12 protein-coding genes are annotated in these 14844 nt (G+C 53.6%); 5 read left to right on the forward strand and 7 right to left on the reverse strand.

What is annotated here, in order from left to right; translation table 11 throughout:
- Nucleotides 1-10 precede the first annotated feature (10 nt).
- From FHD02_RS06980 to FHD02_RS06990, 3 genes are read right to left on the reverse strand one after another with little or no spacing between them, the layout of a single operon-like run.
- Nucleotides 11-505 (reverse strand): PTS sugar transporter subunit IIB, encoded by a 495-nt coding sequence (locus FHD02_RS06980; RefSeq protein ID WP_042312435.1) that lies wholly within the window; start codon nt 503-505, stop codon nt 11-13.
- 11 nt (nt 506-516) lie between these two features.
- Nucleotides 517-945, reverse strand: a complete 429-nt coding sequence (locus FHD02_RS06985; RefSeq protein WP_220393741.1) for a PTS sugar transporter subunit IIA — start codon at nt 943-945, stop codon at nt 517-519.
- A gap of 4 nt (nt 946-949) precedes the next feature.
- Nucleotides 950-2695: a class I mannose-6-phosphate isomerase gene (locus FHD02_RS06990; protein ID WP_220393742.1), complete on the reverse strand. Its 1746-nt coding sequence runs from the start codon at nt 2693-2695 to the stop codon at nt 950-952.
- A 189-nt stretch (nt 2696-2884) separates the two neighbouring features.
- Between FHD02_RS06990 and FHD02_RS06995 the strand changes: the two genes are divergently transcribed.
- From FHD02_RS06995 to caiF, 5 genes are all read left to right on the forward strand, one after another.
- The gene (locus FHD02_RS06995) at nt 2885-3892 is read left to right on the forward strand and encodes a LacI family DNA-binding transcriptional regulator (RefSeq protein WP_220393743.1); all 1008 of its coding nucleotides are present in this window, start codon (nt 2885-2887) and stop codon (nt 3890-3892) included.
- A gap of 133 nt (nt 3893-4025) precedes the next feature.
- Nucleotides 4026-4847 (forward strand): 4-hydroxy-tetrahydrodipicolinate reductase, encoded by an 822-nt coding sequence (dapB, locus tag FHD02_RS07000; RefSeq protein ID WP_220393744.1) that lies wholly within the window; start codon nt 4026-4028, stop codon nt 4845-4847.
- Nucleotides 4848-5303: 456 nt separating this feature from the next.
- Entirely contained in the window at nt 5304-6452 is a 1149-nt protein-coding gene (gene carA / locus FHD02_RS07005) for a glutamine-hydrolyzing carbamoyl-phosphate synthase small subunit (RefSeq protein ID WP_220393745.1), read from the forward strand.
- Between the two features lie 18 nt (nt 6453-6470).
- A complete protein-coding gene (gene carB, locus FHD02_RS07010) occupies nt 6471-9695 on the forward strand; it encodes a carbamoyl-phosphate synthase large subunit (protein ID WP_220393746.1) in 3225 nt (1074 codons plus the stop codon).
- Nucleotides 9696-9973: 278 nt separating this feature from the next.
- Entirely contained in the window at nt 9974-10369 is a 396-nt protein-coding gene (caiF, locus tag FHD02_RS07015; RefSeq protein WP_220393747.1) for a carnitine metabolism transcriptional regulator CaiF, read from the forward strand.
- Nucleotides 10370-10445: 76 nt separating this feature from the next.
- On the opposite strand, the gene caiE is transcribed toward caiF, so the two are convergent.
- From caiE to caiB, 4 genes are all read right to left on the reverse strand, one after another.
- Entirely contained in the window at nt 10446-11042 is a 597-nt protein-coding gene (gene caiE, locus FHD02_RS07020) for a carnitine operon protein CaiE (RefSeq protein ID WP_220393748.1), read from the reverse strand.
- 55 nt (nt 11043-11097) lie between these two features.
- Nucleotides 11098-11883: a crotonobetainyl-CoA hydratase gene (gene caiD / locus FHD02_RS07025; RefSeq protein ID WP_220393749.1), complete on the reverse strand. Its 786-nt coding sequence runs from the start codon at nt 11881-11883 to the stop codon at nt 11098-11100.
- A 54-nt stretch (nt 11884-11937) separates the two neighbouring features.
- Nucleotides 11938-13491 carry a crotonobetaine/carnitine-CoA ligase gene (gene caiC, locus FHD02_RS07030; protein WP_220393750.1) on the reverse strand — a complete coding sequence of 518 codons (1554 nt, stop codon included), beginning with the start codon at nt 13489-13491 and terminating at the stop codon, nt 11938-11940.
- A gap of 61 nt (nt 13492-13552) precedes the next feature.
- The gene (gene caiB, locus FHD02_RS07035; protein WP_003018901.1) at nt 13553-14770 is read right to left on the reverse strand and encodes an L-carnitine CoA-transferase; all 1218 of its coding nucleotides are present in this window, start codon (nt 14768-14770) and stop codon (nt 13553-13555) included.
- Nucleotides 14771-14844: the final 74 nt, after the last annotated feature.

Consider the following 14844-nt stretch of genomic DNA (forward strand, 5'->3'; position numbering starts at 1 on the left):
CGTGCGCTCCTTATTTCAGCTTCTGACGTGCGTCCTGCCAGCTGTAGCAACTGGCGTCAGGGACCAGGCGAAACTCAACCAGGTGCCCATGTTGTGTCAGCCAGTCAAAGGCGGCGATTTCCTCGCCATTCACCGACTGGTTTGGGCCGATGGTGGTGGTATCGGCACGGGCGCTCATTGGGCCTACATTAATTTTGCCGTTGGCATTTTTTAGGCTAATACCTGCTTCTTCAATGCGCTTCAGCGTGACGGGTGATTTACCAATGACGAAATAACGCTTCTCGCTGGCAATGACTTTCGGCAGTTTTTCAATCGCGGTGGCCGTATCAAACAACCAGACTTTGGTGTCCTGCACGGCGCCTTTCATTACCGAAGAGAGCAGAGGGTCGGCCGCGACGGCGTCGTCTATCGCGACAATCCCGTCACAGGGCAGCTCTTTGGCCCAACGTGTCACGAGCTGCCCATGGATTACGCGGTCATCGATACGTACAAAAGAAATACTCATAGTGGTTTCCTTTAAAAATCGTCGGACTGAACGGATAAAACCGGGGCGGCTTTAATCAGCGTAGGTACCGTCAACGCCAACAGCTCGACGGCTGCGGCGTGAACATCCGTTAATTGATAGATCTCCTCGCTTTGTAACAGCATCGGGAAATTGACCCCCGCGACGACGGCAACGGGGGGAACCGTTTGTGCAGAAAACGCATGATGGCAGGCGACATTCCACGGCGTACCGCTTTGCATGTCACAAAGTACCAGTACGCCGTCAGCATCTTTCCCGGCGCTCGCGAGAACCTGAGTAAACGTCTGTTTAAACCCTTCAATACCCGCCTGTTCACTCAGCGTGACGGGGTAAACATGCGGTAATTCTCCGTAAACCATACGACCGCTGGCGAGAAGCGCTTCTGCCAGGGGACCATGGGTGGCAACAATAACGTTAATCATGCGCTTATCCTCTGACCCAGGCTTTAATCGTAGCGAGCTGCTGGCCGATACCCTTGCCAAACGGCGAAATACGGTATTCTCCAACGGCGGCCGGGATAATAAAGGTCTCTGCATAGTTGACGACAAACGGGGCAAATGCGCCGCTCGGGCTTTCAACAACGGCCTGCGCACCTTCGACCAGGTTCAGGACGTTTACGCCGCCATGGGTATGGTGCGTGACCGGTGCCGTAAACCAATGGCGTCGCGTTTCAATAAACTCGCGTTCGTGCATTCCGGTTCTTTCTTCCCGCCAACCTTCTCCTTCAGCGATAGGCTCGATACGGTTGACCAGGTTGTCGTGTACCCATTGCGTGTCGCGCTGCCAGTCAATCACCTGCTGACCGTGATCCAGATGGACCGGGCGCGGTAAACCGTCTAACCCTAAACGTCCCCAATCCCACAGTTTAAAGGTGAAGATATAGGGCGTTGCGCTGATCTCCAGCACCATGGTTCCTGCACCCGAGCAGTGGACGGTTCCGGCGGGGATCAGGAAGTGATCGTGTTTATGCGCAGGGATCTGATTAACGAATCGCGCATCATCAAAGGCTTTTTCACCACGACCCGCGGCTCGGAGATCGTCGAGCATGTCCTGCGGCGCGATCCCGGTTTTGGTGCCGAGATACACCACGGCGTTCGGCTCGGCTTCGAGAATGTAATAGCTCTCATCCTGGGTATAGTGCATACCAAACTGCTGCTGAATGTACTCAGTGAGCGGATGAACCTGAAAGCTCAAATTCTGGCCGCCAATGGTGTCGAGGAAATCAAAACGAATCGGGAATTCTGCACCAAAACGTGCGTGAACTTTCTCGCCCAGCAGGGGGCGGGGACAGGTTAGCACCAGATCCTGAGAGGGGATCTCGATCCGCACGTTGCCAAAACGCAGTAACAGGCTGTTTTCCTCGGGCACGCAATCAAAACACCACGCGTAATTGGGGGCTGAGGGATCGAGATCGAAGTGTTTTTTCATCCATTGCCCGCCCCAAACGCCTGGGTCGAAGAACGGGGCAACGCGAAACGGTTGTTGAGTTGTTTGTTGCAGACCGGCGCGAAACGCGTCGCCGCTGACCATCGCGGGATGATTTTCTACCGTGGTATCAAGCAAATAATCGACGCGTTTGAGTAACGGCGTTTTGTGTCGGTCGAATACCCGCCACTCAATGAAGAAGGCACGTTTGTACCGACGAAGAATATCTTCATCCTGGTTTTCCGCCCCCCAGTTCCCCAGCCCGTCATGGCGCATACGCTGTTGAATTTCCCAGCGCGGAAGATCGGCATAAACCAGTACGTCACCCGGGTGTGCCAGCGTCGCACCGGGTCCGTATACCACGACCAGACCTTCGGCAATGGCATCAATCTGTTGGCGGAGCTGACTGAGCTTGTCGCTATCAAAAAACTCATCCAGGTGATGGCAGGAAAGGACGCCGAACACGCGATCGTCGGTAAGGTTACGCGCCAGTAACTCATGCAGGGCCTGCTCATCTCGGCGGGCGGATTCAATATTCAGCACCAGCGTGGTATCTAACGTCGTGACAAGCTGTTGTTCCAGTTCTTCAAGCCGCACGCCCGGATAGCAATCCACGATCAATACGGTTTTGGCTGCAGCAGAAACCCTGGTGTTAAGCACAGAATGGATCTCCGTCCAACCCTGCCAGGCGTGATCGTCATATCCCTGAACGTTAACCTCAGGGAATTTATTATAGGTTGTCGTCATTTTCTTTCTCCGTGTTGGCTTATTTAAGATTAATCGATTAACCTTATTTTCATAGTGTGGTTAACGCGATTAACCCGCCATATTCAGAATCAAGAGCGGTGAAAAGCGCGTTAGCGTGATGTGAATCACACGTAAAAAAGCAATATTTCGGTTATTCGATTAACCTTCGATAAAAAATCAGGAGCAGGTATGACCACAGTCACTTTGGCGCAGGTAGCTGAGCGCGCGGGAGTCTCCACGGCGACCGTGTCGATGGTATTGCGTAACCGGGGGCGAATTTCTCAGGCTACACGCGACCGGGTGCTTAAAGCGCTGGATGATGCTGGCTATGTGTATAATCAAACCGCCGCTAACCTGCGTAACCGGAGCAGTAATCAGGTTGGATTGTTGCTCCACGATATCACTAACCCTTTTTACGGCGAGATGACTGCAGGGCTAAGCCATGAGATGGAACGACATGATCTGTTGTTGTTTCTGGCAAATAGCGAAGAGTCAGGGGAACGGCAGCAAAAATTTGTCGACTCTTTGATGCGCAATAATGCCTGCGGCATGGTGCTCTGCGCGGCGCGCGAGACGCCGACATCCTTCTTCGAGGCGCTGAAAAGGCGCAATATCCCCGCCATTATGGTCGTCCGTCCCCTTAGCGATCCTGATTTTGATTTTGTCGGAACCGATAACTTTCTCGGTACGCAAATGGCCACCACCCATTTAGTCAGAATGGGTCACAAGAATATTGCGTTTATTGGGGGGAGTCCTGGTTCTGGCAGTCGGACACAGCGTATCGGTGGCTTCACCAGCACATTGCTGGAACAAGGAATATCGCCGAATCCAGAATGGATCGTGGCTACGCAGGCCAGCCAAATTGACGGCGCAAAAGTAGCGGAGTCTCTTCTTCTGCGTTACCCGCAAATTACCGCCGCCGTATGTTATCAGGATATTGTGGCGCTTGGGGTTATGCAGGCGCTACGTAAAATGGGGCGGGAACCTGGGCGGGATTTTGCGCTGGTGGGGTTTGACGACATCACCGAAGCGGCGCTGGTACAACCTGCGCTTACCACCGTGTCGGTGGCGGCAAAAGAGATAGGTCGTAAGGCAGGAGAGCTACTTTATAGCCGTATTCAGGGAAATGACGAACCGCCGAAACGTATTATCCTGCCGCCGGCGCTGGTAGTCAGAGAATCATGTGGTTTTTGCTGATCGTCATGCCTTTTACTGATATCTCTGGCTGTTTATCATTAAATTCTAATTATCGACGTTTTCGGCTGGCGGCGCAGCGATGCGCTGGTTACTCTGAAAACGATTTACGCAAAATTAACAAAAGAGAATAGCTATGCATGATGCACAAATCCGCGTTGCCATCGCGGGAGCCGGAGGACGCATGGGGCGTCAGTTGATTCAGGCCACACTTGGCATGGATGGCGTACAGCTTGGCGCGGCGCTGGAGCGCGAAGGCTCTTCCTTACTGGGAAGCGATGCCGGAGAGTTAGCGGGAGCCGGGAAAACAGGCGTTACCGTACAAAGCAGCCTTGAGGCGGTGAAAGATGATTTTGATGTTTTCATCGATTTCACGCGCCCGGAAGGCACGCTGACACATCTGGCGTTTTGCCGCCAGCACGGTAAAGGGATGGTGATTGGCACCACCGGGTTTGATGATGCTGGTAAGCAGGCTATTCGCGATGCTGCGCAGGAGATTGCTATCGTTTTCGCGGCGAATTTTAGCATCGGCGTTAACGTCATGCTCAAGCTGCTGGAGAAGGCGGCAAAAGTGATGGGGGACTATACCGATATTGAGATTATCGAAGCGCATCACCGCCACAAAGTGGATGCCCCATCGGGGACGGCGCTGGCAATGGGCGAGGCGATCGCCGGGGCGTTGGATAAAGATCTGAAAGACTGCGCGGTCTACACGCGCGAAGGTTATACCGGCGAGCGTGTGCCGGGCACTATTGGTTTTGCGACCGTACGCGCCGGTGACATTGTCGGCGAACATACCGCAATGTTTGCTGATATTGGCGAGCGTATTGAAATCACCCATAAAGCATCCAGTCGCATGACGTTTGCCAATGGCGCAGTGAGATCGGCTGTTTGGCTTAAATCTAAGTCAAACGGTCTTTTTGATATGAAAGATGTGCTTGATTTACGCAGTTTATAGATTTTGTTACCCTTCGTGATGTGGTTATTGTAATCATAATTATTTGATTACATAGGGCAATATTTTATTGCCCTTTAATTTTTTGCCTTTTGGTTTGGTTTTTTTGTTTAATGGCATATTTGTTTGTGTCTTTATGCTTTATTCTGTTATCTCAATGTAAATTTTGACCAAATGGTCCACTTTTTTCTATCGCTCTTCCGGTTTTTACACTCTTTACTTACCGCAAGCGTTTTCCACTCTGAGTTAGATGATCTTTTTGCCTGTTAAATCGAATGATTTATTCCAGTGGCGTAAAATAATAATAAAAATTACCCTTTTGGGTAGACTTTTACGTGGGCTATCTCTAGAATGCCGCCGTTTGCCAGAAATCCATAGGTAAGCAAATTTGCATTGATTCATGAGGTGTTAATGAATTAATATGCAAATAAAGTGAGTGAATATTCTCTGGAGGGTGTTTTGATTAAGTCAGCGCTATTGGTTCTGGAAGACGGAACCCAGTTTCACGGTCGGGCCATAGGGGCAACAGGTTCGGCGGTTGGGGAAGTCGTTTTCAATACTTCAATGACCGGTTATCAAGAAATCCTCACTGATCCTTCCTATTCTCGCCAAATCGTCACTCTTACTTATCCCCATACTGGTAATGTCGGCACCAATGCCGCCGATGAAGAGTCTTCTCAGGTTCACGCTCAAGGTCTGGTTATTCGCGACCTGCCGCTGATTGCCAGCAACTTCCGCAACACCGAAGACCTCTCTTCTTACCTGAAACGCCATAACATCGTGGCGATTGCCGATATCGATACCCGTAAGTTGACGCGACTGCTGCGCGAGAAGGGCGCTCAGAACGGCTGCATCATTGCAGGCGATAATCTGGATGCTACGTTGGCCTTAGAAAAGGCCAAAGCGTTCCCGGGCTTAAATGGGATGGACCTGGCAAAAGAAGTGACTACCGCTGAATCCTACAGCTGGACGCAGGGTAGCTGGACGATTTCAGGGGACCTGCCGGAAGCCAAGTCCGCAGAAGAGCTGCCGTTCCACGTGGTGGCCTACGATTTTGGCGCCAAGCGCAACATCCTGCGCATGCTCGTGGACCGCGGCTGCCGCCTGACAGTGGTACCGGCGAAAACTTCCGCTGAAGAAGTGCTGGCGATGAATCCGGACGGCGTGTTCCTGTCAAACGGCCCTGGCGACCCGGCCCCGTGCGACTATGCCATCGACGCGATTGAGAAATTCCTCCAGACCGACATTCCGGTATTTGGCATCTGCCTCGGCCATCAACTGCTGGCGCTGGCGAGCGGTGCGAAGACCATCAAGATGAAATTTGGTCACCACGGTGGTAACCACCCGGTGAAAGACATGGATAAGAATGTGGTGATGATCACCGCGCAGAACCACGGTTTTGCGGTTGATGAAGACTCGCTGCCAGCCAACCTGCGCGTGACCCACAAATCCCTGTTCGACGGTACCCTGCAAGGGATTCACCGTACCGATAAACCGGCGTTCAGCTTCCAGGGCCACCCAGAGGCGAGCCCAGGCCCGCACGATGCAGCGCCGCTGTTCGACCACTTTATCGAGCTTATTGAGCAATACCGTCAGTCCGCGAAATAATCAGGAGTAATAAGAGCCATGCCAAAACGTACAGACATAAAAAGTATCCTGATTCTGGGCGCGGGCCCGATTGTTATCGGTCAGGCGTGTGAGTTTGACTACTCCGGTGCCCAGGCGTGTAAAGCGCTGCGCGAAGAGGGTTACCGCGTTATTCTGGTGAACTCTAACCCGGCAACCATCATGACCGACCCGGAAATGGCCGATGCGACCTACATCGAGCCGATTAACTGGGAAGTGGTACGCAAAATCATCGAAAAAGAGCGTCCGGATGCGGTGCTGCCGACCATGGGCGGCCAGACCGCGCTGAACTGCGCGCTGGAGCTGGAGCGTCAGGGCGTACTGGAAGAGTTCGGCGTGACCATGATTGGTGCGACCGCCGATGCGATTGATAAAGCAGAAGACCGTCGTCGCTTCGATGTGGCAATGAAGAAAATCGGCCTCGACACCGCGCGTTCCGGTATCGCGCACACTATGGAAGAAGCGCTGGCGGTTGCCGCTGATGTAGGCTTCCCGTGCATCATCCGTCCGTCCTTTACCATGGGCGGCACCGGCGGCGGTATCGCTTACAACCGTGAAGAGTTCGAAGAAATCTGCGAACGCGGTCTGGACCTCTCGCCAACCAATGAGCTGCTGATTGATGAATCGCTGATCGGCTGGAAAGAGTACGAGATGGAAGTGGTGCGTGATAAAAACGACAACTGCATCATCGTCTGCTCTATCGAAAACTTCGATGCGATGGGTATCCACACCGGTGACTCTATCACCGTGGCCCCGGCGCAGACCCTGACCGACAAAGAATACCAAATCATGCGTAACGCCTCGATGGCGGTACTGCGTGAAATCGGCGTTGAAACCGGCGGTTCTAACGTCCAGTTCTCGGTGAATCCGAAAGACGGCCGTCTGATCGTTATCGAAATGAACCCGCGCGTCTCCCGCTCCTCGGCGCTGGCCTCGAAAGCCACCGGTTTCCCGATTGCCAAAGTTGCGGCCAAACTGGCGGTGGGGTACACCCTCGACGAACTGATGAACGACATCACCGGTGGGCGTACTCCGGCCTCCTTCGAGCCGTCTATCGACTACGTTGTCACCAAGATTCCACGCTTCAACTTCGAGAAATTCGCTGGCGCTAATGACCGTCTGACCACCCAGATGAAATCTGTCGGTGAAGTGATGGCGATTGGCCGCACCCAGCAGGAATCTCTGCAAAAAGCGCTGCGCGGCCTGGAAGTGGGCGCCACCGGCTTCGACCCGAAAGTGAGCCTCGACGACCCGGAAGCGCTGACCAAAATCCGCCGCGAGCTGAAAGATGCGGGCGCTGAGCGTATCTGGTACATCGCCGATGCGTTCCGCGCGGGCCTCTCCGTCGACGGCGTGTTCAACCTGACCAACATCGACCGCTGGTTCCTGGTGCAGATTGAAGAGCTGGTGCGTCTGGAAGAGAAAGTGGCGGAAGTGGGCATTAACGGCCTCAACGCTGACTTCCTGTTCCACCTGAAGCGTAAAGGTTTTGCCGATGCGCGCCTGGCGAAGCTGGCAGGCGTGCGCGAAGCGGAAATCCGCAAGCTGCGCGACCAGTACAACCTGCATCCGGTCTACAAGCGCGTGGATACCTGCGCGGCGGAATTCGCCACCGACACCGCCTACATGTACTCCACCTATGAAGAAGAGTGCGAATCTAACCCGTCCGTTGACCGCGACAAAATCATGGTCCTCGGCGGCGGCCCGAACCGAATCGGCCAGGGGATCGAATTTGACTACTGCTGCGTACACGCCTCGCTGGCGCTGCGCGAAGACGGTTACGAGACCATCATGGTCAACTGTAACCCGGAAACCGTCTCCACCGACTACGACACCTCCGACCGTCTGTACTTCGAGCCGGTGACGCTGGAAGACGTGCTGGAAATCGTGCGCATCGAGAAGCCGAAGGGCGTCATCGTGCAGTACGGCGGCCAGACCCCGCTGAAGCTGGCGCGTGAACTGGAAGCCGCAGGCGTACCGGTTATCGGCACCAGCCCGGACGCCATCGACCGCGCGGAAGACCGTGAACGCTTCCAGCACGCGGTTGACCGTCTGAAGCTGAAGCAGCCGGCGAACGCCACCGTCACCGCCATTGAACAAGCGGTTGAGAAGGCGAAAGAGATTGGTTACCCGCTGGTGGTGCGCCCGTCTTACGTCCTGGGCGGCCGCGCGATGGAAATCGTCTATGACGAAGCCGACCTGCGTCGCTACTTCCAGACTGCGGTCAGCGTGTCTAACGATGCGCCGGTGCTGCTGGACCGCTTCCTTGATGATGCGATTGAAGTCGACGTTGACGCCATCTGCGACGGCGAAATGGTGCTGATTGGCGGCATCATGGAACACATCGAGCAGGCGGGCGTACACTCCGGCGACTCCGCCTGTTCCCTGCCAGCCTACACGCTGAGCCAGGAAATTCAGGATGTGATGCGCCAGCAGGTGCAGAAACTGGCCTTCGAGTTGCAGGTACGCGGCCTGATGAACGTACAGTTTGCAGTGAAAGACAACGAAGTCTACCTGATTGAAGTCAACCCGCGTGCGGCGCGTACCGTACCGTTCGTCTCCAAAGCCACCGGCGTGCCGCTGGCGAAAGTGGCGGCGCGCGTGATGGCCGGCAAATCGCTGACCGAGCAGGGCGTGACCCAAGAAATTATCCCGCCGTACTACTCGGTGAAAGAAGTGGTGCTGCCGTTCAACAAATTCCCGGGCGTTGACCCGCTGTTAGGGCCAGAAATGCGCTCTACCGGGGAAGTGATGGGCGTGGGCCGTACCTTCGCGGAAGCGTTCGCTAAGGCGCAGCTGGGCAGTAACTCCACGATGAAGAAACAGGGCCGTGCGCTGCTCTCCGTTCGCGAAGGCGACAAAGAGCGCGTGGTGGACCTGGCCGCTAAGCTGCTGAAACAAGGCTTCGAGCTGGATGCCACCCACGGTACCGCGATTGTGCTGGGCGAAGCGGGTATCAACCCGCGTCTGGTGAACAAGGTGCATGAAGGTCGTCCGCACATTCAGGACCGCATCAAGAATGGCGAATACACCTACATCATCAACACCACCGCAGGTCGTCAGGCGATTGAAGACTCCAAGCTGATTCGCCGCAGCGCGCTGCAGTACAAAGTGCACTACGACACTACCCTGAACGGCGGCTTCGCCACCGCGATGGCGCTGAACGCGGACGCTACCGAGAAAGTAACCTCGGTGCAGGAAATGCACGCGCAGATCAAAAAGTAATAAACTGAAGATATCGGTGATATTGCCGTTAATTGGATCTGCAATATAAATTAGAAACGGTTCCTGTATAGGAACCGTTTTTTTTTTACTCTTTCAGGTCATTCCTGGAGAAGTCCGTTTCCGTAACCACATTTTCAATGTAATAAGCACGATATTGCTCACACTATTCAATATTTAAGTCGCATACTATCCTTCATATCCACAATTTTAATATGGCTTAGTTTTTATTAATTTGGACAGGCCGTAGCCAGATTTTTAATTTGTGAAATGGTGTGCTTATGTGTGAAAAATATGTTGAAAGACCGCTTTATTTGTTAATTGCCGACTGGATGATGGCTGAGGATCGTTGGATTACCGCCAAGGAAATTTCCCGCCATTTTGATATTGAACACTGCAAAGCAATTAATACGCTCTCTTATATTCTGTCGGAAGTGGGAGAAATTGTTTGTGAAGTTAAGATGATCCCGAATCAGATTGCTGGTCGGGGCTGCCAGTGCCAGCGTCTGGTAAAAATCATTAGTATTGATTCTCATCTCTACCGCCGATTGAATCACAATTTGCAGGAAAAAAAGGTAAGTGTGGCGAAAACGCCGCGCCTGTCCGCTGTTCCTCCAACAGAGCTTAATCGTGAGCAGAAATGGCAGATGATGCTCTCCAAGAGTATGCGTCGCTAATAATTAGTTTGCCTGATGGTGGCATAAACGGTGATTGACGCGTAGGCCGGATAAGCGTGAGCGCATCCGGCATCAATTACTGTGCTGATTTGGGTTTTACGTCCGTCGTGCCTTTCAGGCGCGGCCGGTTTTCTTCGACCCGCGTTAAGGGCAGCGTTTCGTGTAGACCTGTTTGGCAGCGGATTGCAAGATCCTGATATTCTTTGGTGTTTAGCCGTTTCCAGTGCAGTTCCTGGTCCGTGACTTCACGCAATATGCGAGCGGGTGAGCCCACCAGCATCTGCCTTGCCTCTCCCTGAAATCCGGCTTTGACAAAGCTCATGGCGGCGACAATGCTCTCTTCGCCAATCACTGCGCCGTCCATAATGACGCTGTTCATGCCGATCAGCGCATCTCTGCCCACCACGCAACCGTGCAGGATTGCGCCATGGCCGATGTGTCCGTTCTCATGCACGATGGTGTCGGTGTCGCAGTAGCCGTGCATAATGCAGCCATCCTGCAGATTAGAACCTGCCTCCAGGATCAAGCGACCATAATCACCACGCAATGACGCGTGCGGGCCAATATAAACTCCGGCACCCACAATGACATCGCCAATCAGTACGGCGCTGGGATGGACAAAGGCATCCGGATGTACCACCGGAATCAGGCCCTCAAAGGCGTAGTAGCTCATCGTTTTATCTCGGTTTTATTGCCGGATAAGCGAATCGCTATCCGGCATCGGCACATTAACGACCTTTCCACACCGGGTCGCGTTTTTCGGCAAACGCCTGCGGTCCTTCAAGCGCATCTTGCGAATGCAGCACTGATGGATAGTGCTTCAGCACGCCGCTGCGGATGTAGCGGTAGCCTTCTTCCACCGGCATTTCGCTGGTGGTGCGGTAAATCTCTTTCAGTGCGGCGATCGCGAGCGGGGCGCTATTCACCAACTGCTGCGCCAGTTCACGCGCGCTATCCATCAGTTCGCTCTGGCTGACAACGCGGTTGACGATGCCCCAGCGCAGCGCTTCTTCGGCGCCCATTCGTCTGCCGGTCATCACCATTTCGTTGACGATTGCCGGTGGCAGCAGCTTAGGCAGACGCAGTACGCCACCGCTGTCTGGCACGATCCCGAGCTTGGCTTCCGGTAGCGCGAAGCTGGCGTTTTCCGCGCAGACGATAAAATCCGCCGCCAGCGCCAATTCAAAACCACCGCCAAACGCATAGCCGTTAACCGCAGCGATGACCGGCTTATCGAGGTCGAAAATTTCGGTTAAACCGGCGAAGCCGCCTGGGCCAAAATCGGCGTCCGGCGCTTCACCTTCAGCCGCTGCTTTTAAGTCCCAGCCCGCAGAAAAGAATTTCTCACCGCCACCGGTGATAATCGCTACGCGTAATTCCGGGTCGTCACGAAAATTAAGAAATGCTTCACCCATGGCAAAGCTGGTTTTGGCGTCAATGGCATTGGCTTTAGGCCGGTCGAGGGTAATTTCCAGGATCGGGCCGTTACGGGTCAGATGTAATGATTCACTCATAGTTCATCTCCAGATAAATAGATTTCCCGGCAGGAGGAATTCCTGTCGGAAGGGTTATTTCAGATTTTTTTTGATTATTTTTCCTGAACAATTGCGCGGCAGGTCGGTTCTTATCTCCATAAAAGAGGGAACCTTGAATTTCGCCATATTGTTTTCGCAGAAGCTGAAGAACTCGGCTTCGCTTAATGTTTCACCTTCATTAAGGACGATAAACGCTTTAATGGCTTCATCACGGATTGAATCTTTAATACCGACAACCACAATGTCCTGAATTTTCGGATGCGCAGAAATAATATTTTCCAGCTCGACGCAGGAGACATTTTCCCCGCCGCGTTTAATCATGTTGCAGCGTCTGTCGACGAAATAAAAATAGCCATCCTCATCCTGATAGCCCGAATCACCGGTATGTAACCAGCCCTCAGGTTCCAGCGCTTTGGCGGTAGCCTCCGGCTGCGCGTAGTACTCTTTGAAGATGGTTTTGCCCGGCACGCCTTTAATGCAGATTTCGCCAATTTCTCCGGCGGGCAGGGGACGGTTGTGATCGTCACGGATTTCGGCTTCATAGCTAAACCCCACGCGGCCAATGGAGGGCCAGCGTCGTTTGTCACCGGGACGGTCGCCGATAATACCGACGATGGTTTCAGTCATACCGTAGGAGGTCAGCAGCCTGACGCCAAAGCGTTCGGTAAAATCGTCTTTTTCCTGCTCGGATAAATTGAGGTAGAACATCACTTCGCGCAGGTGATGCTGTCTGTCGGTTGGTGCAGCGGGCTGCACCATTAGCGTTCTGATCATCATCGGAATGCATTCGGTAACCGTCGCCTTATATCTATGCACCTGATTCCAGAACGCCCTGGCACTGTACTTCTCTAGCAGCACAAAGGTGCTGCCTGCGGAGAATGCTGGCATTGCGGCGGTACACTGACAGTCGATATGAAAAGCGGGCATCACCGTCATGTAGACGTCATCATTACGCAGAGCAATTTGCCAGGCAGAGTAATAGCCCGCAAAACGCAGGTTGTAGTGGGTAATTACCACCCCTTTAGGTCGAGAGGTGGTGCCTGAGGTAAACAGAATTTCCGCCGTATCGTCAGTGGATAACGCAGGTGTATAGCACAGCGTGGCGGACTGGCGGGATTGCAGTTGGATAAAGTGACTCACGCCGTCGTCAGCCGGAAGCTGTTCGCCAATCAGACAGATATGATTAAGCGGGGTGCTATTTTCCAGCCGTATCTGGCGGTACATAGGATAAAACTGGGCGCTGGTGACCAGCAGGCTTACCTGGCTGTTTTGCAGGATCCAGGCACTTTCTTCACCCAGCAAGCGGGCATTAATCGGTACCATGATGGCGCCAATTTTTGCCAGCCCAAACCAGCAAAAAATGAATTCCGGACAGTTATCCAGATGCAATGCGACCTTATCGCCCTTGCGGATCCCTAAGGAATGGAACAAGTTTGCTGTGCGGTTAATCTCTTCATTGAGCGAGGCATAGCTAAACTGCCGAACGACTCCTTCGCAGGATTCGAAAATTAACGCCGTTTTATCTCCGTACACCCCGGCCAGGTCGTCCCACATCTGACGTAAGTTTTGTCCGCCAACGATATCCATATTGCTTTATCCACTGAAATCAGGCGTGAGCGCTAACCAATGAGCGGTCAGCGCGTCGCGTTTATTCCTCAACTCTGGCCAGGCCTTTGCCGACCAGCTCATTTATGTCTGCTTCGCTATAACCAATGTTTTTCAGAATGGCGGCCGTATCCATGCCATGTGACGGCATGCCGCGCCAGATTTTCCCCGGATTGTTTTTAAATTTCGGCATGATGTTCGGTCCTTTGCAGGTGCGACCGTCCATCGTTTGCCACTGAGTAATAGATTCACGGGCAACGTACTGCGGGTTGCCTTCCAGTTCTGGAATGGTCAGCACCTTCGCGCAGGCGATGTTCAGCTCAGCAAAGCGCGCCTGGACTTCGGCGATGGTGTGCGTTGCCAGCCAGGCGTCCAGTTTCTCTTCCACGAGCGGGCCGTAAGGGCATTCCACACGATGAATAAGCTGGGTGCCTTCCGGGACTTCCGGTGTGCCAAGAATGTGGGCGAGGCCAATATCCTTGAAGCACTCGTTGATTTGCGTGATGCCGACCAGCTCCATGACGATATAGCCATCGGCGCATTTATACAGGCCGCAGCCAGCGTAATACGGGTCTTTGCCTTTGGTCATGCGTGGGCAAATTTCGCCGCCGTTGAAGTAATCCATCATGAAATACTGACCCATGCGTAGCATCACTTCGTACATAGCGATATCGATGCTTTCACCTTTACCCGTTTCGCGCACTTTGTGCAGGGCCGCCAGCGCCGCTGTCGTTGCGGTCATCCCGGAAAAGTAATCGGCGGTGTACGGGAAGGCTGGCATTGGCTGATCCACGTCGCCGTTTTGGATCAGATAGCCACTGAACGCCTGCGCGATGGTGTTATACGCCGGAAGATTGGTGTACTCCTCGGTACCAAACTGGCCGAAGCCGGAAAGGTGGGCGATAACCAGTTTCGGGTTATGTTCCCACAGCACTTCATCGGTAATACCGCGGCGGGCAAAGGCCGGGCCTTTACTGGCTTCAATGAAAATATCGGTGGTTTCCATCAGCTTCAGAAACGCTTCCCGACCTTCATCTTTGAAAATATTCAGCGACAGGGCGTGCAGGTTACGGCGTGAGAGCTGCGGATAGTTCGGCTGCACGCGGATGGTATCGGCCCATGCGACGTTTTCAATCCAGATAACCTCAGCACCCCATTCGGCGAACATCTGTCCGGCGAACGGACCGGCAATTTCGATCCCTGAAAAGACAACGCGTACCCCGGAAAGCGGGCCGAAGGCTGGCATTGGTAAATGATTCATCATTTTTCTCCTGGCATTTATGGGTGTCCATGTAGGCCGGATAAGGCGCTCGCTCCGCCATCCGGCCTATGAAT

The organism is Citrobacter sp. EC_71, from assembly GCF_019584005.1.
GTDB lineage: Bacteria > Pseudomonadota > Gammaproteobacteria > Enterobacterales > Enterobacteriaceae > Citrobacter > Citrobacter werkmanii.

Excerpts from the sequence above, each read along its gene's own strand:
- FHD02_RS06990 (WP_220393742.1), bottom strand. The coding sequence starts at position 2,695 with ATGACGACAACCTATAATAAATTCCCTGAGGTTAACGTTCAGGGATAT.
- caiB (WP_003018901.1), bottom strand. The coding sequence starts at position 14,770 with ATGAATCATTTACCAATGCCAGCCTTCGGCCCGCTTTCCGGGGTACGC.
- caiC (WP_220393750.1), bottom strand. The coding sequence starts at position 13,491 with ATGGATATCGTTGGCGGACAAAACTTACGTCAGATGTGGGACGACCTG.
- dapB (WP_220393744.1), top strand. The coding sequence starts at position 4,026 with ATGCATGATGCACAAATCCGCGTTGCCATCGCGGGAGCCGGAGGACGC.
- caiF (WP_220393747.1), top strand. The coding sequence starts at position 9,974 with ATGTGTGAAAAATATGTTGAAAGACCGCTTTATTTGTTAATTGCCGAC.
- FHD02_RS06985 (WP_220393741.1), bottom strand. The coding sequence starts at position 945 with ATGATTAACGTTATTGTTGCCACCCATGGTCCCCTGGCAGAAGCGCTT.
- FHD02_RS06980 (WP_042312435.1), bottom strand. The coding sequence starts at position 505 with ATGAGTATTTCTTTTGTACGTATCGATGACCGCGTAATCCATGGGCAG.
- carB (WP_220393746.1), top strand. The coding sequence starts at position 6,471 with ATGCCAAAACGTACAGACATAAAAAGTATCCTGATTCTGGGCGCGGGC.
- caiD (WP_220393749.1), bottom strand. The coding sequence starts at position 11,883 with ATGAGTGAATCATTACATCTGACCCGTAACGGCCCGATCCTGGAAATT.
- FHD02_RS06995 (WP_220393743.1), top strand. The coding sequence starts at position 2,885 with ATGACCACAGTCACTTTGGCGCAGGTAGCTGAGCGCGCGGGAGTCTCC.
- caiE (WP_220393748.1), bottom strand. The coding sequence starts at position 11,042 with ATGAGCTACTACGCCTTTGAGGGCCTGATTCCGGTGGTACATCCGGAT.